This window comes from Pseudomonas sp. FW305-3-2-15-C-LB1 (assembly GCF_058787615.1).
In genome coordinates this window covers 324,467-350,595 of sequence record NZ_JBYSZX010000003.1, presented here as the reverse complement: position 1 = coordinate 350,595, position 26,129 = coordinate 324,467, and the positions used below count along the sequence as shown (strand labels likewise).

22 protein-coding genes and 1 pseudogene are annotated in these 26,129 nt (G+C 62.2%); 6 read left to right on the top strand and 17 right to left on the bottom strand.

Annotation, left to right across the window (positions count from 1 at the left end):
- Positions 1 to 9 precede the first annotated feature (9 nt).
- The 6 genes and pseudogenes from tatB (at position 10) to AC3WP7_RS08365 (ending at position 6,006) form a co-directional block, all read left to right on the top strand.
- Positions 10 to 414, top strand: coding sequence for a Sec-independent protein translocase protein TatB (gene tatB, locus AC3WP7_RS08390; protein ID WP_102591508.1), 405 nt, complete (start codon positions 10 to 12; stop codon positions 412 to 414).
- Positions 411 to 1,199, top strand: coding sequence for a twin-arginine translocase subunit TatC (gene tatC / locus AC3WP7_RS08385; RefSeq protein ID WP_058423693.1), 789 nt, complete (start codon positions 411 to 413; stop codon positions 1,197 to 1,199). Before tatB ends, tatC begins: the two co-directional genes overlap by 4 nt.
- Positions 1,196 to 1,903, top strand: coding sequence for a 16S rRNA (uracil(1498)-N(3))-methyltransferase (locus AC3WP7_RS08380; RefSeq protein WP_102591507.1), 708 nt, complete (start codon positions 1,196 to 1,198; stop codon positions 1,901 to 1,903). Before tatC ends, AC3WP7_RS08380 begins: the two co-directional genes overlap by 4 nt.
- A 172-nt stretch (positions 1,904 to 2,075) precedes the next feature.
- Positions 2,076 to 3,134, top strand: a pseudogene (locus tag AC3WP7_RS08375) (methyl-accepting chemotaxis protein); the annotation flags it as partial.
- On the top strand, positions 3,120 to 3,992 hold the full coding sequence (locus AC3WP7_RS08370) for a methyl-accepting chemotaxis protein (protein ID WP_371322038.1): 873 nt from the start codon (positions 3,120 to 3,122) through the stop codon (positions 3,990 to 3,992). The pseudogene AC3WP7_RS08375 and the gene AC3WP7_RS08370, both read left to right, overlap by 15 nt.
- Before the next feature lie 106 nt (positions 3,993 to 4,098).
- On the top strand, positions 4,099 to 6,006 hold the full coding sequence (locus AC3WP7_RS08365) for a methyl-accepting chemotaxis protein (RefSeq protein ID WP_093121397.1): 1,908 nt from the start codon (positions 4,099 to 4,101) through the stop codon (positions 6,004 to 6,006).
- A gap of 3 nt (positions 6,007 to 6,009) precedes the next feature.
- Here the strand turns inward: AC3WP7_RS08365 and AC3WP7_RS08360 are convergent, their stop codons facing one another.
- The 17 genes from AC3WP7_RS08360 to AC3WP7_RS08280 all read right to left on the bottom strand — a co-directional run bounded on the left by AC3WP7_RS08360 (position 6,010) and on the right by AC3WP7_RS08280 (position 26,064).
- Positions 6,010 to 6,744 carry an amino acid ABC transporter ATP-binding protein gene (locus AC3WP7_RS08360; protein ID WP_071492395.1) on the bottom strand — a complete coding sequence of 245 codons (735 nt, stop codon included), beginning with the start codon at positions 6,742 to 6,744 and terminating at the stop codon, positions 6,010 to 6,012.
- Positions 6,737 to 7,696 (bottom strand): amino acid ABC transporter permease, encoded by a 960-nt coding sequence (locus AC3WP7_RS08355; protein ID WP_071492396.1) that lies wholly within the window; start codon positions 7,694 to 7,696, stop codon positions 6,737 to 6,739. Before AC3WP7_RS08355 ends, AC3WP7_RS08360 begins: the two co-directional genes overlap by 8 nt.
- Before the next feature lie 131 nt (positions 7,697 to 7,827).
- Positions 7,828 to 8,625 (bottom strand): transporter substrate-binding domain-containing protein, encoded by a 798-nt coding sequence (locus AC3WP7_RS08350; protein ID WP_071492533.1) that lies wholly within the window; start codon positions 8,623 to 8,625, stop codon positions 7,828 to 7,830.
- A 219-nt stretch (positions 8,626 to 8,844) separates the two neighbouring features.
- Positions 8,845 to 9,645, bottom strand: a complete 801-nt coding sequence (locus AC3WP7_RS08345) for a transporter substrate-binding domain-containing protein (protein ID WP_092246342.1) — start codon at positions 9,643 to 9,645, stop codon at positions 8,845 to 8,847.
- A gap of 186 nt (positions 9,646 to 9,831) precedes the next feature.
- A complete protein-coding gene (gene mdoH / locus AC3WP7_RS08340) occupies positions 9,832 to 12,402 on the bottom strand; it encodes a glucans biosynthesis glucosyltransferase MdoH (RefSeq protein ID WP_092246339.1) in 2,571 nt (856 codons plus the stop codon).
- Entirely contained in the window at positions 12,395 to 14,131 is a 1,737-nt protein-coding gene (locus AC3WP7_RS08335) for a glucan biosynthesis protein G (protein ID WP_071492534.1), read from the bottom strand. The genes mdoH and AC3WP7_RS08335 overlap by 8 nt, the downstream gene beginning before the upstream one ends.
- 267 nt (positions 14,132 to 14,398) lie before the next feature.
- Positions 14,399 to 14,836: a D-aminoacyl-tRNA deacylase gene (dtd, locus tag AC3WP7_RS08330; RefSeq protein ID WP_102591506.1), complete on the bottom strand. Its 438-nt coding sequence runs from the start codon at positions 14,834 to 14,836 to the stop codon at positions 14,399 to 14,401.
- Positions 14,833 to 15,804: a prolyl aminopeptidase gene (gene pip / locus AC3WP7_RS08325; RefSeq protein WP_102591505.1), complete on the bottom strand. Its 972-nt coding sequence runs from the start codon at positions 15,802 to 15,804 to the stop codon at positions 14,833 to 14,835. Before pip ends, dtd begins: the two co-directional genes overlap by 4 nt.
- A 103-nt stretch (positions 15,805 to 15,907) precedes the next feature.
- Entirely contained in the window at positions 15,908 to 16,843 is a 936-nt protein-coding gene (locus AC3WP7_RS08320) for an alpha/beta hydrolase (protein WP_102591504.1), read from the bottom strand.
- The gene (locus tag AC3WP7_RS08315) at positions 16,840 to 17,772 is read right to left on the bottom strand and encodes a choline ABC transporter substrate-binding protein (RefSeq protein ID WP_092246327.1); all 933 of its coding nucleotides are present in this window, start codon (positions 17,770 to 17,772) and stop codon (positions 16,840 to 16,842) included. The genes AC3WP7_RS08320 and AC3WP7_RS08315 overlap by 4 nt, the downstream gene beginning before the upstream one ends.
- A gap of 204 nt (positions 17,773 to 17,976) precedes the next feature.
- Entirely contained in the window at positions 17,977 to 18,777 is an 801-nt protein-coding gene (gene hutG / locus AC3WP7_RS08310) for an N-formylglutamate deformylase (protein ID WP_092246324.1), read from the bottom strand.
- Positions 18,778 to 18,789: 12 nt separating this feature from the next.
- Complete coding sequence (gene hutI / locus AC3WP7_RS08305; protein WP_092246322.1) at positions 18,790 to 19,995, bottom strand: imidazolonepropionase; 1,206 nt, start codon at positions 19,993 to 19,995, stop codon at positions 18,790 to 18,792.
- Positions 19,996 to 20,146: 151 nt separating this feature from the next.
- On the bottom strand, positions 20,147 to 21,685 hold the full coding sequence (gene hutH / locus AC3WP7_RS08300; RefSeq protein ID WP_093513492.1) for a histidine ammonia-lyase: 1,539 nt from the start codon (positions 21,683 to 21,685) through the stop codon (positions 20,147 to 20,149).
- Between the two features lie 20 nt (positions 21,686 to 21,705).
- Positions 21,706 to 23,217, bottom strand: a complete 1,512-nt coding sequence (hutH, locus tag AC3WP7_RS08295; protein ID WP_092246676.1) for a histidine ammonia-lyase — start codon at positions 23,215 to 23,217, stop codon at positions 21,706 to 21,708.
- Positions 23,218 to 23,353: 136 nt separating this feature from the next.
- Positions 23,354 to 24,178 (bottom strand): quaternary amine ABC transporter ATP-binding protein, encoded by an 825-nt coding sequence (locus tag AC3WP7_RS08290; protein ID WP_058423708.1) that lies wholly within the window; start codon positions 24,176 to 24,178, stop codon positions 23,354 to 23,356.
- Positions 24,175 to 25,026 carry an ABC transporter permease gene (locus AC3WP7_RS08285; RefSeq protein ID WP_012721776.1) on the bottom strand — a complete coding sequence of 284 codons (852 nt, stop codon included), beginning with the start codon at positions 25,024 to 25,026 and terminating at the stop codon, positions 24,175 to 24,177. Before AC3WP7_RS08285 ends, AC3WP7_RS08290 begins: the two co-directional genes overlap by 4 nt.
- Before the next feature lie 72 nt (positions 25,027 to 25,098).
- Positions 25,099 to 26,064, bottom strand: a complete 966-nt coding sequence (locus tag AC3WP7_RS08280) for an ABC transporter substrate-binding protein (protein WP_071492407.1) — start codon at positions 26,062 to 26,064, stop codon at positions 25,099 to 25,101.
- Positions 26,065 to 26,129 lie beyond the last annotated feature (65 nt).

Genomic DNA, 26,129 nt, shown 5'->3' with positions numbered 1-26,129 from the left:
CACTGACTAATGTTTGGTATCAGCTTCTCTGAACTGCTGCTCGTCGGCCTCGTGGCCCTGCTGGTATTGGGGCCGGAACGCCTGCCCGGTGCAGCGCGCACGGCCGGCCTGTGGATCGGGCGCCTGAAACGCAGTTTCAACGCCATCAAACAGGAAGTTGAACGGGAAATCGGCGCCGACGAGATCCGCCGGCAACTGCACAACGAGCACATCCTCTCGTTGGAGCAGGAAGCCCGCAAGATTCTGTCGCCCGTGCAGGAGCCTGCCAAACCGGTCGAACCTGCGGCTCAAAACAGCATCGCGCCAACCGTTGAAGCCGCTCCCGTGGCACCCTCCGAGCCAACCCAGCCTGCGCCGACGCCTGCCGCGTCGCCCGCGCCCCATGACCCTACATTGCCGCCGCGAGCCCCATGAGCGCTGATAAACCGGAAAACGACCAGCACATGCCGCTGGTCTCGCACCTCACCGAGCTGCGTACCCGCCTGCTGCGTTGCGTAGCGGCCATCTTCATCATCTTTGCCGGGTTGTTCGCCTTTACCCAGCAGATCTACACCTTCGTCTCCACGCCGCTGCGCCAGTACCTGCCGGCCGGCGCGACGATGATCGCCACCGATGTGTCGTCGCCGTTCCTCACGCCGCTGAAGCTGACCATGATGGTCTCGCTGTTCCTGGCGATCCCGGTGATCCTGCACCAGATCTGGGGCTTCATCGCGCCGGGCCTGTACAAGCACGAGAAACGCATCGCGGTGCCGTTATTGGTGTCGAGCATCCTGCTGTTCTACACCGGCATGGCGTTCGCCTACTTCCTGGTGTTCCCGCTGATCTTCAAGTTCTTCGCCGCCGCCACCCCGGCCGGTGTGGAAATGATGACCGACATCACCAGCTACCTCGACTTCGTGATGACGTTGTTCTTCGCCTTTGGCGTGGCCTTCGAAATTCCGGTGGCCGTGGTGTTGCTGGTATGGATCGGCGTGGTCAACGTGGCGTACCTGAAGAAGATTCGCCCGTACGTGATCATCGGCTGCTTCGTGGTCGGCATGATCCTCACGCCGCCGGACATCTTCTCCCAGACCCTGCTGGCCGTGCCGATGTGGATGCTGTTCGAGATCGGCATCCTGTTCAGCAGCCTGATCAGCAAGCGCGGCGAACACCCGGACGACCAGCGCGACGACGACCAGCCGCCAGCGACCCAGCCGTGAACCTGTTGCTGCTGGAGGAGGCCGACTTCATCGCGGCAGACAGCGTGGTGCTGCGTGATCGGCGCCTGGTGCACATGCAGGAAGTCCACCGCGCCGCCGTAGGTGACAGCCTGCGCGTCGGCCGCCTCGGCGGGTTGATGGGCAATGCCCAACTGCTGCGCCTGGAGGCCACTGAAGCCGAGTTGCATGTGAGCTTCGACCAACCGCCGCCGGCCAAACTGCCGCTGACCCTGCTGCTGGCCCTGCCGCGCCCGAAGATGCTGCGCCGAGTGCTGCAGACCGTAGCGGCCATGGGCGTGCCCAAAGTAGTGCTGGTCAACAGTTACCGGGTCGAGAAGAGCTTCTGGCAAACCCCCTTCCTGGAGCCCGAGGCGATTCGCGAGCAATTGATCCTCGGCCTGGAACAGGCGCGGGACACGGTGCTGCCCGAGATCATTATCGAGAAGCGCTTCAAGCCGTTTGTCGAAGACCGCCTGCCGGCACTGGTTGAAGGCACCCTGGGCCTGGTCGGTCATCCTGGCGACTACCCAGCCTGCCCCCGCGGCCTCGACGAACCAGTGACTCTGGCGATTGGTCCCGAGGGCGGCTGGATTCCCTACGAAGTGGACCTGCTGGCCAAGGCCGGCTTGCAGCCGGTGCAACTCGGCGCCCGCATCCTGCGCGTCGAAACCGCCGTCACCGCCCTGCTCGCCCGCCTCTTCTAACCGCCCTGAGTAACCCTGTGGATTGCAGTGGGTCAGCTACAGATAAGCTGGATGACACACCGCTATCGGGGGCAAGCCCCCTCCCACATGGACACAGCTTCGCTACAGAATTGCGCGTGCTGGCCGATACCCTTTGAATAAGTCCAAGCCTTGTTCCAGGGGAGTTCGCAGCATGTATCGTTGGTTAGCCGAAAAGCTGGGGAATGTCAGCGTCAAAACCAAACTCGGCGTGGGCTTCGGCCTGGTATTGCTGCTCACGTTGATGATCACCTTCACCGGTTGGACCGGCTTGGGGGATGTCACCAGTCGCGGTGACAAGCTGGGCTATATCTCCAGCCTCAACGGGCTGACCAAGGACTTGCGCCTGGCGCGGCTGGACTTCGAAATGCGTCGCGGCGAACAAGGCACGGACGCGGTCAACGGCTTGATCGCCAAACTGGACAGCGGCCTCAAAACCGCCGCCGACCTGATCGAGCAACCCGCCGACAAGGCCCTGGTGGAACAGCAACAGGATGCCCTGAACCAATACAAAAAAGCCTTTGGCGCCATGGTCCAGGCCGGGCTCAAACGTGAAGGTGCGCGCAGCAGGCTGGGCGACACCGCCGACAACGCCGTGGCCAAGGTCAGTGAGGTGGAAAAATCCCTGCTGCAAGGCGATAGCGTCACCCAGTTCAACAGCGTGGTCGACCTGAGCAAACTGATCCAGCAAGCGCGCTTCCAGGTGCGTGGCTACACCTACAGCGGCAAGGTCGAGGCCGAGCAACCGGCCCTGGATGCCATCGACAATGCCCTGAAGAAAATCACCGAACTCGAAGGACAACTGCCCGCGCAGTACCAGGCCAACCTGCAGGAGGCCAGCACTTCGCTGCAAGCCTACCGCGCTGCCGTCAGCCAGTACCGCGACTCCCAGACGGCCGCCGCTGCTGCGCTGAAAATCATGAGCGCCCAGGGCGACACTCTGCAGAGCCACAGCGAACAACTCACCACGTCGCAAACCGTGGTGCGCGACACCGACGCCGCACATGCCAAACAACTGTTGCTGCTGGCGACCGTGCTGGCGTTGATCTTCGGCCTGGTGGCCGCCTGGGCCATCACCCGCCAGATCATTCTTCCGCTGAACCAGACGCTGCAGGTGGCCGAACGCGTGGCCTCCGGCGACCTCAGCCACAACCTCACTTCCGTGCGCCAGGATGAACTGGGCCAGTTGCAACGCGCCATGCAAAGCATGACCGTCGGCCTGCGGGAGCTGATCGGCGGGATCAGCGAAGGTGTCACCCAGATCGCCAGCGCCGCCGAGCAGCTGTCGGCCGTGACCGAACAGACCAGTGCCGGCGTCAACAGCCAGAAGGTCGAGACCGACCAGGTCGCCACCGCCATGAACGAAATGGCCGCCACCGTGCAGGAAGTCGCGCGCAACGCCGAGGAAGCCTCTGAAGCGGCCGTGGCTGCCGATCAACAGGCCCGTGAGGGTGACAAGGTAGTGGGTGAAGCCATCGCCCAGATCGAACGCCTGGCCACCGAGGTGGGCAACTCCACCGTTGCCATGGGCGACCTGAAGCGTGAAAGCGACAAAATCGGCAGCGTGCTTGATGTGATCAAGTCCGTTGCCCAGCAAACCAACCTGCTGGCCCTCAACGCCGCGATTGAGGCCGCACGTGCCGGGGAAGCCGGGCGAGGCTTCGCCGTGGTGGCGGATGAGGTGCGCAGCCTGGCCCAGCGCACCCAGAAGTCCACCGAAGAGATCGAAGAGCTGATCGTCGGCCTGCAGAGCGGCACCCAGCAGGTCGCGACCATCATGGACAACAGCCGCGGCCTCACTGACAGCAGCGTCGAGCTGACCCGTCGCGCCGGCAGCGCGTTGGCGAGCATCACGCGCACGGTCTCGACCATCCAGGCGATGAACTCGCAGATTGCCACTGCCGCAGAACAGCAAAGTGCGGTGGCTGAGGAGATCAACCGCAGCGTATTGAACGTGCGCGATGTGTCGGAACAAACCTCTTCGGCCAGTGAAGAAACCGCCGCCTCCAGTGCCGAGCTCGCACGCCTGGGCATTTACCTGCAGACACTGGTGGGGCGCTTCCGCATCTAATCAGCACCTTGTGAAATTTCCTACGCAGTTATCAGCCCAGCAATACTCCGAATCGAATTAGCGTTTCTTTTGTCGCGAAACGCTTTTTCAGATTTGGAGGTTCACCATGCTTCCTCTACTGACCCGTTGGCTGGTCAATGCCAGCGTCCGCCTCAAGCTCGCCCTGGGGTTTGGCCAGGTGCTCATGCTCAGCTTCGCCATCGCCGCGACCGGCTGGCAAGCCCTGAATGCGGTGTTGTTCCGCTCAGGCAACCTGACTGCCTTGAGCCAACTGTCGGTTGTCGCTGAAGCCATGCGTGCGGACCGTATCGTGTACCGGACCCTGGCGGACACGGCCAGCCTGGACAAAATGAAGAGGCAGGTCGTTCAGATCGATGAGCACCTCGGCTTCCTGTCAACCCATCTGAAAGACCCAGCCGACTTGCAGCGCGTCCAGGAAGCGGAACGCCTGTCGGCCAGCTTCAAGGCGGCGCTGGTGGAGCTGCCGCCGTTGATCCAGGCGCGCGAAAACTTACGCTCCCCCCTCCACGCGACAGCACTCCAGGCCAGCGACACGCTCGCACAACTGGCCAGCGAACTGCCTGACCAGCAGGACCAGCAGGCACTGGATGCCATCGAGAACCTGCGCCAGGCTATGGAGCAAGCCGAGGACCGCGCCCGAAGCCCCGCCTGGGCGGAGGAGTCGCTGCAAGCCTACGCCGAAGCCGTCGGCCAGGCCCTCGATGCCCTGGACATTGCCCAAGCGGCCGTGACAGACCTGCCGATCGATTCCACCTTGCTTAAAACCGACCTGGCGAACTATCGCGCGCAGTTGATCAAGCTCAAGGACGCTCAGCTCACCACCGAAACTGCGCAAGGGCGGTTTGAAACGCAGCTCAACCAGTTGCTTGAACACAGCGAAGCGGTGAGCAATGGCCAGATTCTCAAGCGCGGTAAGGAAGCCGACTACACCCGGACACTGCTCATCAGCGTCACGGTGGCTGCCCTGCTGCTCGGTGCCCTTGCAGCCTGGTGGATCGCCCGCCAGATCGCCGTGCCGCTACGCCAGGTGCTGGTGTCTGCCAACCGCATCTCCCAGGGCGATCTCAGCCATGAGATCCAAGTGGAACGCCGCGATGAGTTGGGGCAATTGCTGCGAACTATCAGCGACATGAACCGCAACCTGCGCAGCCTGATCAGCGGCATCGGCGACAGCGCCCGCCAGGTCGCCAGCGCCGCCACACAGCTGTCGGCCGTTACCGAACACAGTCACACCGGCATCAACCACCAAAAAGACGAAACCGATCAAGTGGCAACCGCCATGAACGAAATGCTCGCCACCACACAGGAAGTTGCCCGGCACGCCGAGCAAGCGTCGATCGCGGCGAACGAAGCCGATCTGCAAGCCAGCGCCGGGGAGAAAGTGGTGACCCAGGCCGTTGAGCAGATAAGCCAACTGGCAGATGAGATGGCCCTCGCGGGCCGGGCGATGCTGGCGTTACAGCAAGAAAGCCGGAAGATCGGCAGTGTGCTGGACGTAATCAAATCGGTGTCCCAGCAGACCAACCTGCTGGCGCTGAACGCCGCCATCGAAGCCGCACGCGCGGGCACGGCCGGCGAAGGCTTTGCGGTGGTGGCCGATGAAGTACGCAGCCTTGCACAGCGCACCCAGGAATCGGCCGAAGAAATCGAAGGACTGATCCAGGGGTTGCAGACCGGCACCCAGCAAGTCGCCGACATCATGGACAGCAGCCGCAGCCTGACCGACTACAGTGTCGGGCTGACCCGCGACGCAGGTGACGCCTTGGCGGCGATTGCGCGCACGGTCTCGGTGATCCAGGAAATGAACCCGCAGATTGCCGCAGCGGCCGAACAGCAAAGTGCAGTGGCCGAAGAGATCAATCGCAGTGTGTTGAAGGTGCGGGATGTGTCGGAACAGACCGCCGCCGCCAGCGAGGAAACGGCGGCGGCGAGTGTCCAACTGACCAAACTGAGCCTGGACTTGCAGACGCTGGTCGGCAAATTCAGGCTCTGAGTCTTACAGAACCTGGCGCAGGAACGCCTGGGCCCGTGGGTCTTTGGGTGCATCGAAGAACTCGGCCGGGGCGGCATCTTCGAGCAACTTGCCATGGTCGAAGAACAGCACGCGATCGGCCACCTCACGGGCAAAGCCCATTTCGTGGGTGACGCAGACCATGGTCATGCCTTCCAGGGCCAGGGTCTTCATCACGTCCAATACTTCGCCGACCATTTCCGGATCCAGCGCCGAAGTGGGTTCGTCGAACAGCATCACCTTGGGCTCCATCGCCAGGGCCCGGGCAATCGCAACCCGTTGCTGCTGGCCGCCGGACAGGCGTGACGGAAATTCATTGGCCTTCTGTGCAATGCCGACCTTTTCCAGCAGCGCCAGGGCCTTGGCCTCGCGCTCCTGCTTGCCGCGCTTGCGCACGACTTTTTGCGCCAGGCACAGGTTCTCCAGCACGGTCATGTGGGGGAACAGGTTGAAGTGCTGGAACACCATGCCGACTTCACGGCGATAGGCGTTCACATCGGTCTTCGGATCAGCCAATTGCAAGCCGTCGATGCTCACTGAGCCGGAATCGAACTCTTCCAGGCCGTTAAGGCAGCGCAGGAAGGTGGACTTGCCGGAGCCGGAGGGGCCGATCACCACCAGCACTTCGCCCTTGGCCACATGCGTGGTGACGTGGTCCACCGCGCGGACCACGTGGCCACGGGTGTCGAAGACTTTTACCAGATCGCGGACTTCAATCACTTTGTGCGAGCCTCCGCTCAAGCCGGCTGGCCATTTTCGACAGCGGCAGGTTGATCAGCAGGTACAGGCCTGCAACACAGAACAGGATTTCAAACGGTGAGAACGAGGTGGTGATGACTTCACGACCGCTCTTGAGCAGCTCGGTAATCGCGATCACCGACACCAGGGACGTGTCCTTCACCAGGCTGATAAATTGCCCGGCCAACGGCGGCAGCACACGCTTGAACGCCTGCGGCAACACCACGTGGCGCATCGACTGGCTGGCACTCAGGCCCAGGGAACGGGCAGCTTCGTTCTGGCCACGGGTGATGGACTGCACGCCGGCGCGGACGATTTCCGCCACGTAGGCACCGGTAAACAACGACAGCGCCGCGATGCCGGCAAACTCCCGGGACAGGTTGAGCACCGTGCCGATAAAGAAATAGAAAATGAAGATCTGCACCAACAGCGGCGTACCGCGTACCAGTTCGACGTAGATCGTCGACAGATCCCGCAGGGTCGGGTTGCTGGACAAGCGACACAAACCGGTGGCCAGCCCGATCGCCAAACCGAGGATGCCGGACACCACCGACAACCACAGCGTGGTCCACAAGCCCCACATCAACGGGCCCAACGCCCACTGCCGGGTCACGCCGACCACATCGCCTTCAGCCACATCGTCGCCACGGGCCACCTGCAGGCTGTTGTCGGCCACGGTCAGCTTTTGCTCGGCGCCCGCGTCGTTGCGCAGGGTCACCTCGGCCACATCGCCTTTGCGTACCAGCTCGACCACGGTGGAGATGTCAGCGGCGCGCTGGGACGTTTCGGCCTGGTAGGCGAAGTATTGCGGTACACGGTTCCAACGCCACTCGTAGGACATCAGCGAAGTGGCGTAGTACAAGGCGCCGGCCAGGCCGACCAGCACGACCACGGTCAGCAGGTGCCAGGGCCATTGGGCTTTTTTCTGTTTCATTTCACTTTCCGCGATTTGTGTTGCCTGTGAGGCCGCCATCGCGGGCAAGCCCCCTCCCACATGTTGATGTGTGAACACCGTCAAATGTGGGAGCTGGCTTGCCTGCGATACAGGCAACTCGGTCTGAAGCGTTATTCCATGTCCTTGAGCCACTCGGAGCTCTTGAACCACTTGTCATGGATGCGATCGTAGGTGCCGTCGTTACGGATCTGGTGCAGGAAGTTGTTGATGAAGTTGATGCTGTCGTAGTCGCCCTTCTTCAAACCAAACGCCAGCGGTTCGAAGGTGAAGGGTTCTTCCAGGAACACCAGCTTGCCGTTACCGACTTTCTTCTCGGCGACCACGTTGTACGGCGCGTCATACACAAAGGCATCGGCCTTGCCGTTGACCACGTCCAGCACGCCTTCCTGCTCGTTGTCGTAGCCGTGGTACTTGGCCTTGGAGATCAGCTTCTTGGCGACCATTTCGCCGGTGGTGCCCAGCTTGGAGGTGAGGCGGTATTTCTCGTCGTTCAGGTCTTTGTAGGACTTGACGGTGCCTTCCAGCTCCTTGCGGATCAGCAGGGTCTGGCCGACCACGATGAAGGGTTCGCTGAAGTTCAGGCGCAGGTTGCGTTCCTGGGTCAGGGTCATGCCGCTGCCGATCATGTCGAACTTGCCGGTCAGGAAGGCCGGGATGATGCCGTCGTAGCCGGTGGAGACCAGCTCCAGCTTGACGCCCATGGACTTGGCCATGGCCTTGAGGATGTCGACTTCGAAACCGATGATTTCGCCGCGTTTGTCTGTCATTTCGAACGGCATGTAGGTCGGGTCCATGCCGACCTTCAGCGTACCGCGCTTGACGGCATCGTCGATCGCGCCGGCCTGGGCCGCATTGGCCGCGACCAGCGCGGTGACGCCGAGCAGCAGCATCGAAAGATACTTTTTCATCATCAAGTCCCCTGAACCATTCTTATAAGGTCGGCGCGCAAAAGGGCTGCACCATTTCGGGGTGCGATCCTAACCCACTCGTCTGCCGTCACAAAGGTTTCACGGCTATTTGTTGTCGGCGTATGTCGGAAAAGCCCCACAACACTGCAGCAAAGCGCAGGGGTAGACACTCGCGCAGACCGCCCGGGCAACGGATTGATATGTAAGCAGTTATGACTTTCAGTCGATTTCCACCAGCCAGTCGGTGTCTTTAAACCACTTGTCGTGCAAGCGATCATAGGTCCCGTCCTGCGCTACCTGATTGAGGAAATGGTTGATCCAGTTGAGGCTGTCGAAATCACCCTTTTTCAAGCCGAACGCCAGGGGTTCGAAGGTGAAGGGTTGTTCCAGCGCCAACAGCGTGCGGTTTTCCGGGCGGCTCAGGGCGATCAGGTTGTAGGGGGCGTCATGAATAAAGGCGTCAGCCTTGCCCTGCACCACCTGGCGCACCCCTTCCTCGGGCGTGGCAAAACTGCTGATCCGAGCCGCCCCCAGAAACCGTCGGGCCGCCGCCTCGCCCGTGGTGCCTTCGGTGGCAGCAATTCGGTAGCTGGCGTCGTCAAGGTCTTCGACACCGTTGACCTTGCCCGCAAGGCTTGGGTGCAACAACACCGACTGGCCAACGACGATGAACGAATCGCTGAAATTCAACTTGAGGTTACGTTCCTGGGTGACGGTCATGCCGCTGCCGATCAGGTCGAATTTCTTCGCCAAGAGCCCCGTAACCAGTTCGGTGTAGGGCACCGCGACCAGCTCAAGCTCGACCCCGAGGGACTGGCTCATGACCTTGAGCAGGTCGATTTCAAAACCGACGATGCGCCCCTGTTTATCGGTCATTTCGAAGGGCACGTAAGTGGGTGTGGTGCCGACTTTCAGCACGCCGCGCCGAACGGCGTCATCGATTGCACCGGCCTGGGCCAGGCCCATGTGAATGAAAGCGACAGCGCCGATCAGCAGCGCCGAACCATACCGTTTGATCATGAATCCCCCCGTACCAAGTCAAATTCGGGGGCGATGCTAACGCAGCCACGCGCACGGCAATACGCCTCGAACGAGGGTCTTTTGTTTCGAAAAAACAAGGGGTTAACACAAAGAAGGAAGAACCGGGAAACGCTGTAGGATCAGCGCTTGAAGCACCCCCGAGGTGAGCCCTCGGGGGTATCCGAATCAGGCCGGTTGGGCCTGGGACGACAGCGGTTTCAGCGGCAGCAACGGTGCATGCGGATCTGCCTTGATCGAGTTCCGCCAGGCGGCGAGCCACTCGGCGTGACCTTCGCTCCAGACCTGATCGTGCAGGCGAGCCAAGGCGACCGGGTCGCTGAGCAACGCCAGGCGCTCGCCGTTGTTGAGGCCGGCAGGGCCGACTTTCAACGCGTGGCGCACACGCTCGGTACGCAGGTACTCGATCGGCTCGGCCTGGGCGTGACGCGAGGTTGCCAGGGCGCAAGCCAAAGCGTTCTGCTGCGGATCGACCACCGAGCGCACAAAGCCGTCATTCAGCGCGTGCCAGCGGTTTTCGTGGGTGTACTTGTCGGTGGACAGCAAGGCTTGCGGCGGGTTGTATTCCTCAGGGATCAGGAACAGGCTCTCGTCGCGAGACTTGAGGCCCAGCCCGACACGGCTGGAAATCACCGACACCGGGATCGACAGCATCAGCGAACCGACGATCGGCACCAGCCACCACAGGAAGCTCGGGTTCAACCATACCACCAGCAGCGCCCACAGGAAGCCCAGCACGGTTTGCGGACCGTGGCGCTTGACCGCCTCGCTCCACGGGGTGGAGTCGTCGTCACGTTGCGGCGAGTTCCAGGTTGCCGCCCAGCCGAGGAATGCGGCGAGCACGAAGCGGGTGTGGAAGATCATCCGCACCGGCGCCAGCAGCATGGAGAACAGCATCTCCAGCAGCATCGACAAGGTCACCTTGAACTTGCCACCGAACTCTTTCGCGCCCTTGGCCCAGATCAGGATGATGCTCAGCAGTTTGGGCAGGAACAGCAGCACGATGGTGGTGGAGAACAGCGCTACCGCCTTGTCCGGATGCCATTGCGGCCACAGCGGGTACAACTGACGGGGTGCCATGAAGTACTGCGGCTCCATCAATGTGTTCACCGCCAGCAGGGCCGTGGACAGCACCAGGAACAGGAACCACAACGGCGCCGACAGGTAGGACATCACACCGGTCAGGAACACCGCACGGTGCACCGGGTGCATGCCTTTGACGAGGAACAGGCGGAAGTTCATCAGGTTACCGTGGCACCAGCGACGGTCACGCTTGAGTTCATCCAGCAGGTTCGGCGGCAGTTCTTCATAGCTGCCCGGCAGGTCGTAGGCAATCCACACGCCCCAGCCGGCACGGCGCATCAGCGCAGCTTCTACGAAGTCGTGGGACAGGATGGAACCGGCGAACGCGCCCTTGCCCGGCAATGGCGCCAGGGCGCAGTGCTCGATGAAAGGCTTCATGCGGATGATCGCGTTGTGACCCCAGTAGTGGGATTCACCCAACTGCCAGAAGTGCAGGCCGGCGGTGAACAGCGGGCCGTACACACGGGTGGCGAACTGCTGCATGCGCGCGTACAGGGTGTCCATGCCCGACGCACGCGGCGCGGTCTGGATAATCCCGGCATCCGGCGTGGCTTCCATCAGGCGCACCAGGCTGGTCAGGCATTCGCCGCTCATCACGCTGTCGGCGTCGAGCACGACCATGTATTTGTAGTCACCGCCCCAGCGACGGCAGAAGTCGTCGAGGTTGCCGCTTTTACGTTTGACGCGACGGCGGCGACGGCGATAGAAAATCTTGCCGAAACCACCGGCTTCGCGGCACACGTCAAGCCAGGCTTGCTGTTCGGCGATGCAGATGTCGGCCTCGTTACTGTCGCTGAGCACGAAGAAGTCGAAGCGATCCAGGTCACCGGTGGCGGCGACTGACTCAAACGTGGCGCGCAGGCCTGCAAACACCCGGGGCACGTCTTCGTTGCAGATCGGCATCACCAGCGCGGTGCGGGCGTCTTTCGGGATCGGCTCGTCGCCGGCACTTTTACCGGAGATGCGGTATTTATCATGACCGGTGAGCAATTCCAGGAAGCCCATCAACGCAGTCCAGAAACCGGCCGACACCCAGCAGAACAAGATGCCGAACATGATCAGGATGCTGGTTTGCAGGGCGTACGGCAGTACCTGGGTCGCGGTTTGCAGCAGGGTCTGGTTGCGGATCTCGTCGAAGTCGACCAGCGACCAGCCCTGGTAAGGCATGATGCCTTTCATGTACCAGCCGGCCACGAGGGTCTGGCCGATCATCAGCACCAGCAGGATGTAGCGGCGGATCGAACCGACGGTACGCCAGCGGGCAGCCGGCAATACGCGCTCGTCCTTCGGCGGGGCCGGCGGGTTGCTGCGCCCGGTGATACGGCGCCAGCCACGCACCAGGATATTGGTGCGCCACGGCTCCGGGACCACGCGAGTGCGACGGATCGGCGGGGTGGCCTTGAGGCACACGCGGCCTTCGGCATCGAGGGCCAGCATTTCGGCGTCCTGCAGCTCTTCGGCGGTGCTGAGGGTCAACCGCGTGCCCACCGACGCCTGGGCGGCGTCGATGGGCGCGTCGAAGGTCTTCGACGACAAGCGCTCGTGCAACTCGCTGAAGGAGGTGCAGCCCGCCAGTTCGGCGCGCTGCTCAGCGGTCATGGGCAGATGCGCCAGATACTCGGAGAGGGTCTCTGGCTGGATTTGAGAATTACTCATCGGCAGGCAACTGATAGCTCCAGGTTTCGGTCAGGACTTGTTCGGTCTTGATCGGCTCCGGCGTGGCTGGGGCAGCTTCTGGCTGCTTGGCTTCCTTGTCTTTGGCGTCTTTCCTGGCCTGCTTCTCGTGTTGCTTGGCCAGGACCTTGTCGGCCTTGAGCACGTGGCTCGTGTCCTGCTCAGGGGCCGGAGGCGGAACGTCCTGCACCAGCGCTGCGCGCATTTCGGTCGGCTTGCCTGCGTCCTTGATCTTCATGCGCAGGGTCAGGCGCCAGCCTTTGGTGTGCTCGTTGTAGCGCACGCTGTTTTCAACCAGTTCGGCGTTGTCGCTGACGCTCACCTGGCTGCGCACTGCGGCATCCGGCGGCAGGGCCTTGAGGGACGGGCCCTCGAAGTCCACCAGGTAGGCCACGCTGCCATCCGGCTGGCGGATCAGGTTCGATTGCTTCACGTCACCGGTGGAACGCAGGGTCTGCTTGACCCAGGCGCTGTCGGCCGGGTGCAGGGCTTTTTCGTCCATGGTCCAGTGCAGGCGGTACGAAACGTCCAGCGGCTGGCCCACTTCCGGCAGTTTTTCCGGGCTCCAGAACGCAACGATGTTGTCGTTGGTTTCATCGGCCGTCGGGATCTCTACCAGGTTGACAGTGCCTTTGCCCCAGTCGCCTTCAGGCTCGATCCAGGCGCTTGGGCGCTTGTCGTAGTTGTCGTCCAGGTCTTCGTAGTGGCTGAAGTCGCGACCGCGTTGCAGCAGGCCGAAACCTCTCGGGTTCTCGACGGTGAAGTTGCTGACCGACAGGTGTTTAGGGTTGTTCAGTGGGCGCCAGATCCACTCGCCGTTGCCGGCATGGATCGACAGGCCGCTGGAATCGTGCAGCTCACGACGGTAGTTGAGCACCTTGGACGGCTGGTTCGCACCGAACAGGTACATGCTGGTCAACGGGGCAACGCCCAGCTTGCTGACCTTGTCGCGCAGGAACATCTGGGATTTCACATCGACAATGGTGTCGGTGCCCGGACGCAGGATCAGACGGTAAGCACCGGTAGCCCGTGGGGAGTCCAACAGGGCAAAGATCACCAGTTGTTTTTCACCCGGTTTTGGACGTTCGATCCAGAACTCGGTGAAGCGCGGGAACTCTTCGCCGGACGGCAATGCCGTGTCGATCGCCATGCCACGGGCGGACAAGCCATAGGCCTGGCCCTTGCCGACCACGCGGAAATAGCTCGCGCCCAGCATGGTCATGATTTCGTCTTGCTTGTCGGCCTTGTTGATCGGGTACAGCACACGGAAGCCGGCATAACCCAGCTGTTCGGTGGCCTTGGGATCAAACTTCACGTCGCCGAAATCGAAGCGCGTCGGGTCGTACTTGATTTCCTGGACGCTGTCGGCGGTGACTTCGTTGATTTTCACCGGTGTATCGAAATGCATACCCTGGTGATAGAAGGACAGCTTGAACGGGGTGTTCTGATCAGCCCACTCGGCTTTTTCGTTGCGGAAACGAATCTTCTGGTAGTCCGCGAATTTCATTTCGCGGAATTCATTCGGCAGATTGCTGCGCGGAGCTTCGTATTTCTGTCCGGCCAGCTCTTTTGCCTTGGCCGACACATCATCCAGACTGAATGCCCACAGTTGACCCGCGCCGAACAGGCAAAACAGGGCGGAGCCCGTCACCAGTGCGTTTCGTAACCGTTTGGCAGACAATTTTGGTGCATTACAGGGACTAACAATCACGAGCAACCCTCGCCGAAAACAGATCAAAAAACCAACGGCCAGCTATCTATATGCCAGGTTGGCGAGCATTGTTCCGACTCCCCGGGGGCAAAATGATTCCCCATTGGTTGTCGGACAAGTCTCTACCTAAGTCAAAAATGGACCAAACAACGCTGATCCCCGTAGCGCGCGATTATCTAGTAGCCCGCGAGACAACGCATCAGGGACAACGAAGTATTTGTAGCGAAACCCTGCGTTTTTAGGCATTAAAAGTCGTTTTTAATACATTCACGTCTGCAAGAGGAAGGTCACAGGGCCATCATTGACCAAATGCACCTGCATATCGGCGCCAAAACGCCCCGACGCCACCCTGCCATGCAATTGTTGCGCTTGTAACAGCAAGTGATCAAAAAGCGCCGCTCCCAGGGCCGGCGGGGCCGCTGTGGAGAAGCTCGGCCGCAGCCCGCTCTTGGTATCCGCCGCCAGGGTGAACTGCGACACCAGCAACAAACCGCCGTCGATATCCTTCAACGACAGGTTCATCTTGTCTTGGTCATCGCTGAACACCCGGTAGTTCAGCAGCTTATGTAGCAGTTTATCGGCACTCTGCGGCGTATCCGCAGGCTCGACGGCCACCAGCACCAGCAAACCCTGGTCGATGGCGCCGACGATTTCGCCCGCGACCTCCACCCGGGCGCCTCTCACCCGTTGCAACAGGCCCTTCATGCTTCTTCAGGCGGCAGATCGAGCAAGCGACGTGCCATTTGGCTGGTCGCACGCACCAAGGCATCGGTGATGCCGGGTTCGGACGCCGCATGGCCAGCTTCGCGAATCACCTGCAGCTCACTGTTCGGCCACACCTGGTGCAACTCCCAGGCGTTATCCAATGGGCAGATCATATCGTAGCGCCCGTGAATGATTACGCCAGGCAGATGGGCGATCTTGTGCATATCGCGGATCAGCTGGTTGGGCTCAAGGAACGAGTTGTTGGTGAAGTAGTGGCACTCGATTCGCGCGATGGACAGGGCGCGTTGTGGCTCGGAAAAGCGCTCCACATGTGCCGGGCTCGGGCACAGGCCCAGCATGCGCCCTTCCCAGCCGGACCAGGCCTTGGCCGCGTGCATCTGGGCGATCTGGTCGTTGCCGGTAAGACGCTTGTGGTAGGCCGCAATCATGTCGTGGCGCTCTTCCGCCGGGATCGGCGCAAGGTAGTCCTGCCAGTAATCCGGGAACAGGCGGCTCGCGCCCTCTTGGTAGAACCAATGGATGTCCTGCGGCCGAGCCAGGAAAATGCCGCGCACGATCAGGCCATGCACGCGTTCCGGGTGGGTTTGCGCGTAGGCGAGGGACAGGGTCGAGCCCCAGGAACCGCCGAACAGCACCCATTTGTCGATGCCCAGGTGCTCGCGGATGCGCTCAAGGTCGGCGACCAGGTCCCAGGTGGTGTTGTTTTCCAGGCTGGCGCGGGGAGTGGAGCGCCCGCAACCACGCTGGTCGAAGGTGACGATGCGGTACAGGTTCGGGTCGAAATAGCAGCGGCTCTGGGCATCGCAACCGGAACCAGGGCCACCATGGATGAATACGACGGGCAAGCCTTCGGGGGAGCCACTTTCATCGACGTACAGGGTGTGGGTGTCATCGACTGCCAGATCGTGCCGGGCGTAGGGTTTGATCTGCGGGTACCAAGTCTGCATTGCGCGCTCCGTAGGGGGTCGGGTTCATCCCTGGGGGGACGTCTTTTATTTTGCCGTCTGGCACTATAAACCCGAATTGTGCAATGAGCATGTCCTAGAGCGCTTAGACCTGTGTCAGCCCTTCGCTCCCCAGGTAATCCAGCAGGAAATCGTAGAGCCGATCCACCTCCGGCACGTGCCGCCGCGCCCTCAGGCAGCCGTGCACCAGGCCTTTGCCCGGATACAGCACGGTGCTCACACCCGCTGCTTGCAGACGCTCGGCGTAAAGCATGCCGTCATCGCGCAGCGGGTCGAACTGGGCCACGGCGATGAGCGCCCTGGGCAAACCGCTGAAGTCATTGGCCAGCAGCGGCATGGCATAGGCTATGGGCTTGCCGCTGCCCTGCAGGTACAGCGCCAGATAACAGTCAGTGTCGGCGCTGCTGAGCAAGGGGGCATCCGCGCAGTCGCGTCTCGACGGCAAGTCAGGCGGGCCGCCCAGCCCCGGGTAAATCAGCACCTGGGCCAGCGGCAGTGGCTGCCGGTCGTCGCGCAACCCCAGGCACAACGCCGCGGCCAGGTTGCCGCCCGCGCTGTCGCCGATCACCACCAGACGTTGCCGGTTGATGGCATGCGGCCCCTGCCCCGCCTGGATCGCCTGCCACACGACGCGGCAATCCTGATAGGCAGCGGGGAACGGATGCTCCGGCGCCAGCCGGTAATCGATGGCGATCACCAGCACCTGCAAGGTACTGGCCGGTTCGAAACAGATGAAATCGTGGGAATCCAGCCCACCGACCACCCAACCACCACCGTGCATATAAAGGAGGCACGGCCAGCCATCCAGGGGCGTGGGGGCAGTGGGCAAATAGCTGCGCACACTCACGCCAGCCAGGGAAAAATCCGCAATCGTCAGCCCCTCGGGCACCGGCGGGGTAAACGCCAGGCACATGCGGTCATAGCCGTTGCGCACCCCAGCCAGCGACGTGTCGTCGCTGGTGAAAGACTCGGTCCTCGCTACGAACGCTGCCAGTTCAGGCGAAATCGGGTATGGATTCATTTAAGGCTCGCCTGCACCGCCGCCACACCATCGCCGCCATCAAACGCCTTTACCCCGGCCAGCCAGCGCTGCAAATCCTCGGGATGGTCGCGCAGCCATTGTCTGGCCACGTCCTGCGGCGACTGGCGTTCCATGATCGGCACCATCAGTTGGCTTTCCTGGGCGGCGGTGAAGGTAAGGTTCTCCAACAGGCGGTTGGCGTTGGGGCAACGCTCGGCAAAGTCCGGCGCGGTGACGGTGGACACGGTGGCACGGCCTTCGTCGGGGCCGAACACGTCTTCGCTGCCGGTGAGGTAGGCCATTTTCATGTTGATGTTCATCGGGTGCGGGGTCCAACCGACGAACACCACGAACTCCTTGCGATTCACCGCGCGCTGCACGGCGGCCAGCATGCCCGCCTCACCCGAGGCCACCAGCTTGAAGCCGCCCAGGCCGAAACGATTGGTGTCGATCATTTTCTGGATATCGGTATTCGCGCCGCTGCCCGGCTCGATGCCATAGATCTTGCCGCCCAGTTTGTCCTTGAAGCGGGCGATGTCGGCAAAGGTCTTCAAGCCTGCGTCGGCTACGTACTGCGGCACGGCCAGGGTGGCCTGGGCGTCGGCGAGGCTCGGGGTGTCGAAGACCTTGACCTGCCTGGCCGCCAGGAACGGCGCAATGTTGTTGTCCATCGCGGGTTTCCAGTAGCCGAGGAAGATGTCCAGACGCTTGTCACGGATGCCGGCGAAGATGATCTGCTGCACCGCGCTGGTCTGCTTGCTGTCGTAGCCCAGGCCATTGAGCAGCACGTCGGCCATGCCCGAGGTGGCGATCACGTCGGTCCAACTGACCACGCCCATGCGGATGCTTTTGCAGGAGATCGGTTCGGCGGCCATGGCGTGTGCACTGAGCAGTGCGACACAGGTGAGGGGCAACAACAGTTTTTTCATGGGTGAGCACTCACTCGGCTGTTTTTATTAAACAACCTTACGCAGTGAGCATGCATTCAACACGAACTGTGGCGACCGGCAGTTGCACTGGGGCGACGGTGAGACCGCCATCGGGGGCAAGCCCCTTCCCACATTTGACTGGGTTCACCAATCAAAAGGTGGGAGGGGGCTTGCCCCCGATAGCTATTTCAGGAGCCCCCCAATTCACCGATAGCGCGCTTGCCCCCAGGCCAATACCCCCTCCAGCAATTGCTTCAACACCACCCGCGTCGGTTCGGCCAAATCAGGGCGATACCGAAACGGTTCAACCTCTTCCATATAAGTGCTCTGGCACAACTCCAACTGCACCGCGTGGACATCCTGAGCCGGATCGCCGTAATGCCGGGTGATGTGGCCGCCCTTGAAGCGCCCGTTCAGTACATGGGAGTACTGCGGGTGCGCGGCGCAAATGGCTTCCAATTGGCAGGCCAATTCGGGATCACACGCGGCGCCATTGAAAGTGCCAAGGTTGAAGTCCGGCAGCTTGCCGTCGAACAGGTGCGGGATCACCGAGCGGATCGAGTGCGCATCGAACAGCAAGGCATAGCCGAACTCGGCCTTGAGGCGCGCCAGTTCTTCTTGCAGGGCACGGTGGTACGGCCCCCAGATTTTCTGGAGGTAGCTGACGCGTTCCTCCGGGGACGGCTCCAGCCCTTCGCGGAACAACGGCACGCCGTCGAACAGCGTTGCCGGGTACAGCCCGGTGGTCGCGCCGGCGTACAGCGGCTTGTCGTCGGATGGCCGGTTCAGGTCGATGACAAACCGCGAGTATTCGGCGGCCAGGGTGCTGGCGCCCAGCTCTTCGGCGAAGTCATACAGCGCAGGAATGTGCCAATCGGTATCCGGCAGGCTTTGCGCCTCGGGGATCAACCCCGCTTCGACCGCAGGCGTCAGGCGCAGACCGGCATGGGGCATGCTGATCAGTAGCGGAACGCGGCCTTGTTTGAAGTTCAGAACCTTATCCACAAGCAGTACTCCTCACACAGTGACGTCGACGCCATGGCGCACGACGCGTTTATCCAGCTCGCCACCCAACCAGTAGGCGAGGTCGGCGGGGCGATCGATTTGCCAGGCGACAAAATCCGCGACCTTGCCCACTTCCAGGGAGCCGTGGGTGTCGCCCATGCCTAATGCGGTAGCCGCATGTTGCGTGGCACCGGCCAGGGCTTCTTCCGGGGTCATGCGGAACAGGGTGCAGGCCATGTTCAGCATCAGGCGCACCGACAGCGCTGGCGAGGTGCCGGGGTTGAGGTCGCTGGCGATGGCGATCTTCACGCCGTGTTTGCGCAGGGCGTCCATCGGCGGCAACTGGGTTTCGCGCAGGAAGTAGAACGCGCCCGGCAGCAACACCGCGACGGTGCCGGAGGCGGCCATGGCGATGGCGTCTGCTTCGGTCATGAACTCCAGGTGATCCGCCGACAGCGCCTGGTAACGCGCGGCCAGGCTGGAGCCGTGCAGCGACGAAAGCTGCTCGGCGTGCAGCTTCACCGGCAAGCCCAGTTGCTGGGCGACCTTGAACACCCGCTCCACCTGCTCGGTGGAAAACGCCAGGTATTCACAGAACGCATCCACCGCGTCCACCAGCCCTTCCGCGGCCAGGGCCGGCAGCATCTCGGCGCAGATGTGCTCGATGTAATCGTCGGCGCGGTCCTTGTACTCCGGCGGCAACGCGTGGGCCGCCAGGCATGTGGCGCGCACGCTGACCGGCAGGGCTTCACCGAGGCGACGGGCCACACGCAGCATCTTGCGCTCGTTGGCCAGGTCCAGGCCGTAGCCGGACTTGATCTCCACGGTGGTGACACCGTCCCGTAGCAGACTGCGCAGGCGTTTTTCAGCACTGGCAAACAGCTCATCTTCGGTTGCGGCGCGAGTGGCGCGCACCGTGCTGGCAATACCGCCGCCCTTGGCCGCGATCTCGGCGTAGCTCACGCCTTCGAGACGCTGCTCGAATTCGCCGCTGCGGTTACCGCCGAACACCGTGTGGGTGTGGCAGTCGATCAGCCCGGGGGTGACCCATGCGCCACGCAGGTCATGCACCTGGGCGTAATCCGCCGCAGGGACTTGACTGCGCGGGCCGACCCACTCGATGAGCGAACCGGCGGTGACCAGGGCGGCATCCTCGATGATCGAGTATTTGCCCTGGGCCATGGTTGCAATGTGGCAGTGTTGCCATAGCGTTTTCATCAACGCCTCCGTCTGTGGTCGGTGAAACTAATCCCTGTGGGTGGCTTGCCTGCGAAAGCGGTGGTTCAGGCTCAACATCTCCATCGCCAGTGCCGCCGTCTTCGCAGCCTCGCTGGGGCTCGACAGCTCCCACATTGGATCGCGTGCGCAGTTACAGGCTCGGCAGCAACCGAGCTGGCAGCAGCTCGTTGAGGCAGCGAGTGGCGAGCAGTTCGCTGGCGGCATTGATGTCCGGGGCGAAGAAGCGGTCCTTGTCATAGAAGCCCACTTTGGCGCGCAGGATGCCACGCGCCTTTTCCAGCTTCGGCGAAGTTTTCAGGCCTTCGCGCAGGTCCAGGCCCTGGCACGCGGCCAGCCACTCAACCGCGAGAATGCCACGGGTGTTCTCAGCCATTTCCCACAGGCGTTTGCCCGCAGCCGGGGCCATCGACACGTGGTCTTCCTGGTTGGCGGAGGTCGGCAGGCTATCGACGCTATGGGGATGAGACAACGCCTTGTTCTCGCTGGCGAGCGCGGCAGCGGTCACCTGGGCGATCATGAAACCGGAGTTCACACCGCCATTGCCCACCAGGAACGGCGGCAGTTGCGACATGTGCTTGTCCATCATCAACGAGATACGGCGCTCACTCAGGGAGCCGATTTCGGCGATGGCCAGCGCCATGTTGTCGGCCGCCATGGCCACCGGTTCGGCGTGGAAGTTGCCACCGGAAATCACGTCGGCTTCAGCGGCAAACACCAGTGGGTTGTCCGACACGGCATTGGCCTCGACCACCAGCACTTCAGCGGCCTGGCGGAACTGGGTCAGGCAGGCGCCCATGACTTGTGGCTGGCAGCGCAGCGAGTACGGGTCTTGCACCTTGTCGCAGTTCTGGTGCGACTGGGACACCTGGCTGCTTTCGCCGAGCAAGTCGCGGTAGGCCGCTGCCGCGTCGATCTGGCCGCGCTGGCCGCGAGCCGCGTGGATACGCGCGTCGAACGGCGAACGCGAACCCAGCACCGCTTCCACGGTGAGGCCGCCGCAGGCCAGGGCGCCGGCGAACAGGTCCTCACCTTCGAACAGGCCACGCAGTGCATAAGCCGTCGACACCTGCGTGCCGTTGAGCAACGCCAGGCCTTCTTTGGCGGCAAGGGTCAGCGGCGTGAGGCCGGCGACTTTCAGCGCGTCGATCGCTTCCAGCCACTCGCCTTTGTAGCGTGCCTTGCCTTCGCCCAGCAGCACCAGGGACATGTGCGCCAACGGCGCCAGGTCGCCGGAGGCACCCACCGAACCTTTCAGCGGAATATGCGGGTATACCTCCGCGTTGATCAGCGCGATCAGCGCGTCGATCACCTGGCGGCGGATGCCGGAGAATCCACGGCTCAGACTGTTGACCTTGAGCACCATGACCAGCCGCACCAGCGCATCGCTGATCGGCTCACCGACGCCGGCGGCGTGGGACAGCACCAGGGAACGCTGGAGGTTTTCCAGGTCTTCGCTGGCGATGCGGGTCGAGGCCAGCAGGCCGAAACCGGTGTTGATGCCGTAGGCGGTGCGGTTCTCGGCGAGAATCTGCTCCACGCAGGCCACACTGGCGTCGATCTGCGCCGTAGCGCTGTCATCCAGACTGAGGGTTACCGGCTGCTGGTAGATGGCTCGCAGCTGGGCAAGGCTCAGTTGGCCTGGAATCAGGTTTAGCGCAGTCACATTCATACTCCTTCTGAATTGTTCTTTTAAAAGTGCACATTCGGTAAATCGGTGTTTTTCAGCAACTGAGCGGCGGCGGCAATGTCCGGCGCCAGCCAGCGGTCCTGTTCATAGGCCGGGACGACTTCACGCAACAACCGCCAGGCACGGTCGGTGCCGGCGCCGAAACGTTGTTCCTTGAGAAACTCGAACGCCTGGGCCGCCAACAAGTACTCGATGGCGAGAATCTGGGTCACGTTGGCCAGCACCTGGTGCAGCTTGAGCGCGGCATTGGTGCCCATGCTCAGGTGGTCTTCCTGCAGGCCCGAGGTGACGAAGTTGTCGAGCACCGCCGGTTGCGCCAGTTGGCGGTTTTGCCCGCACAGGGAGGCGGCGACGTACTGCACGATCATCATCCCGGAGTTGACCCCGGGGTTGCTGACCAGGAACGCCGGCAAGCCGCTGACGTGCGGATTGATCAGGCGGTCCAGGCGACGTTCGGCCACCGAACCGATTTCGGCCATGGCGATCGCCAGCATGTCCGCCGCCAGCGCCACGGACTGGCCGTGCGGGTTGGCCTGGGACACCACGCGGTAGTGTTCCGGCGTGCCGAGCACCAGCGGGTTATCGGTGGCGCTGTTGAGTTCGGTCTCGATCTGACGGGTGGCGTGCTCTACCTGGTCGCGGGCCGCGCCGTGGATCTGCGGGATCGAACGAATGCTCAGGGCGTCCTGGGTACGGATGCCTTTGCTGCTGGCGATCACTTCACTGCCATCGAGCAAGGCGCGCAGATGGGTCCCCACGTGCTGCATGCCCGGGTGCGGCTTGAGCGCGATGATTTCTTCATCGAAGGCATCGATCTGCCCACGCTGGGCTTCGAAACTCATGGCGCCGATCACGTCAGCCCATTGCAGCAAGTGATGGGCGTCAGCCAGGGCCAGGCAGCTCAGGCCGGTCATGCACGGCGTGCCGTTGACCAGGCACAGGCCGTCCTTGGCGCCGAGCACCACCGGCTGCAGACCTTCCGCGCTCAATGCCTCTTGAGCCGGAACGACCCGACCTTGGTAACTCACGTTACCCACGCCCAGCAAAGCCACACCAACATGGGCCATATGGGTCAGGTAACCCACCGAGCCCTGGGATGGCACTTGCGGCGTGATGCCGTGGTTGAGCAGCGCCAGCAGCGAATGCACCACCTGCGGATGCAGGCCGGATTTGCCGTGGCTGTAGTTGATGATGGCGGCGCAGATGATCGCGCGGGTCTGCTCGTCGCTCAGCACCGGGCCGACGCCACAGGCGTGGCTGAGCAAGGTGTTGCGCGACAGTTGGCTGAGTTGCTCGCCCTTGAGCGACACATTGCACAGCGCGCCCAGGCCGGTGTTCACCCCATAGGCGCGCTCACCGCTGGTGACGATGCGCTGCACAATGGCCTGGGCATTGTCGATGCGCGCCCAGGCCTGGCCCGAGAGTTCGAGCACGGCGCCGTGGCGGGCGACGGCGACCACGTCCTGCCAGCGCAGCGGGGTGTCGGCGATGGTGATTTTTGTTGCCTGGGACATGTTCATACTCTCTTCAATTCTTGTGCAGCCTTACCGGCCTTATCGGGGGCAAGCCCCCTCCCACATTTGGAATGCATTCCCCTGTGGGAGGGGGCTTGCCCCCGATGAGGCCATCAGCCTCACCAACACATCCAGATCAGACCACCGCCGCCCGCCGCTGGACAAACCGATCCACATACTCATCCGCCGGCGAATGCAGGATCTCCCGAGGCGTGCCGACCTGGATCAGCTTGCCGTCCTTGAGGATCGCAATGCGGTTGCCGATACGCACGGCCTCGTCGAGGTCGTGGGTGATGAACACGATGGTCTTGTGCAGGGTCTTTTGCAGTTCCAGCAACTGGTCCTGCATCTCGGCGCGGATCAGCGGGTCGAGTGCGCTGAAGGCTTCGTCCATCAGGATGATGTCGGTGTCAGCCGCCAAGGCGCGGGCCAGGCCGACACGCTGGCGCATGCCGCCGGAGAGCTGGTGCGGGTATTTGTTTTCGTAGCCCTTGAGGCCCACGGTTTCGATCCACTGCAACGCGCGCTCGGCGCAGACCTGCTTGGTTTCGCCACGCACCTTCAGGCCATAGGCGACGTTGTCGAGCACGCTCTTGTGGGGCAGCAGGCCGAAGCTCTGGAACACCATGCTGATCTTGTGCCGACGGAATTGGCGCAGGGCTTCCATGTCCAGTTGCAGGATGTCTTCGCCGTCCACCAGGATCGCGCCGCTGGTGGGGTCGATCAGGCGGTTGAAGTGACGCACCAGTGTGGACTTGCCGGAACCCGACAGCCCCATGATCACAAAGATCTCACCGGTGCCGATGCTCAGGGACAGGTCGTTCACACCGACCACGCAGCCGGTCTCGGCCAGCACCTGGTCCTTGGTCTTGCCCTGGCCGATCAACGACAGCGCATCCTTGGAACGCGCGCCGAAGATCTTGAAGACGTTTTTGACTTCGATTTTGCTGACAGTAGTCATTTGCTCGCCTCATGCCGTGGACGACCATAGGCCTGGGTAATGCGGTCGATGACCACTGCGAGAATCACGATGGCCAGGCCAGCTTCAAGGCCACGCCCGACGTTGAGGGTCTGGATGCCGACGAGTACGTCTTCACCCAAGCCACGGGCGCCGATCATCGAGGCGATCACCACCATCGACAGCGCCATCATGGTGGTCTGGTTGATACCGGCCATGATGCTCGGCAACGCCAGCGGCAGTTGCACACCGAACAGTTGCTGCCAGCGGTTGGCACCGAAGGCGTTGATGGCTTCCATGACTTCACCGTCGACCTGGCGAATGCCCAGGTCGGTGAGGCGAATCAGCGGTGGCGCGGCGTAGATCACCGTGGCGAAAATCGCCGGGACCTTGCCCAGGCCGAACAGCATCAGCACCGGGATCAGGTACACGAAGCTCGGCATGGTCTGCATGATGTCCAGCAGCGGCATCAATACCGAACGCAAGCGATTGCTGCGCGCCGACAGGATGCCCAGCGGAATGCCGATCAGCACCGAGATCACCGTAGCGACCATCATCAGGGCCAGGGTCTGCATCAGCTTGTCCCACAGGCCAACCGCGCCCACCAGGAACAGCAGGCCGACGATCACCGCCGTGGTCACCACCTTGCGGGTCGCGTGCCAGGCGACGGCGCCGACGATGGCCAGCATCAGCCACCAGGGCGCTGCGCGCAGCAAGCCTTCCAGGTTGACGATGGCCCACAGCAGGGTGTCGGAGATGTGCCGGAACACATCGCCGTAGTTGGTGACCAGTGAGTCCACCCAACCGTTGACCCAGTCGGCGATGGAAAACGTAAAACTCTCAGGAAACATATCGTGCTCTCGATCCAGTGGGTTGTGGCCAGGCGCCCGGCCGGCCCTTCAGGGTAGCCGGGCACGCTTGACCTACAAGGCCGCGTCGATTTTCTTGGCTGCGTCGTCGCTCACCCAGGCGTGCCAGACTTCAGGATGTTCCTTGAGGAAAATTTTCGCCAGTTTTGGCGACTCAATTCGCTCCTTGGCCATGCGGCCCAGGTTCTGGTTCAGCAGGTCGATGGGCAGGTTGACCTTTTCCAGCACGGCCACCAATTCAGGGGCTTGCTCGTGGAAGGTCTTGGACAAGCCGACCTTGATGCTCACGCTTTTATCCACGCCGGGTTTTTCTTCCAGCTTGACCAAATCGACCTGGCCCATCAGCGGCGTGGGCGACCAGTAGTAGAACAGGATCGGCTCGCCACGCTTGTAGCTCGACAGCACCGCCGCATCCAGCGCCGGGCCGGTGCCTGGGCGGAAGTTGGTGTAGGTGCTTTCCAGCCCGTAGCTTTTCAGCATCTCGCTGTTGTCGAGCTCGCAGGTCCAGCCGGCCGGACAGTTGTAGAAACGGCCCTTGGAGGGCTCTTCCTGGTCCTTGAACACCGAGGCGTACTTGGCCAGGTCGGCGATGTTTTTCAGGTCCGGGGCCTTGGGTTCCAGCTTGCGCTTGGCGTCGCCTTCGATCACATAGCGCGGCACGTACCAGCCTTCGATAGCGCCCACTACAGGGGCACCGACGCCGACGACTTTGCCGGCCTTCTCGGCCTTGTTCCAGACCTCGCTGCGGCCGACCCACTCTTCGGCAAACACCTGGATATCATTGCTGCTCAGGGCGTTTTCCATGGTGATGGAGTTGCCCGGCAGGCTGTCGGTTTTGCAGTCGTAGCCTTTTTCCAGCACGGTTTGCAGGATGTCAGTGAGCAACATGCCGCTCTCCCAGTTCAGCCCGGCGAATTTCACCGGTTTGCCGGATTCGCACCAACCGGCTGCCTGGGCGCCAGCGCTGGCCAGCAAGCCCGCAGAGAGCAAGGTAGCCATCAGGGTTTTATGCATTTTCATTGTTGTGACGCTCCCAATCTTGAAATGGATTACGGCAGTCAGTAGGCATCCTGCCCTGTCCACGT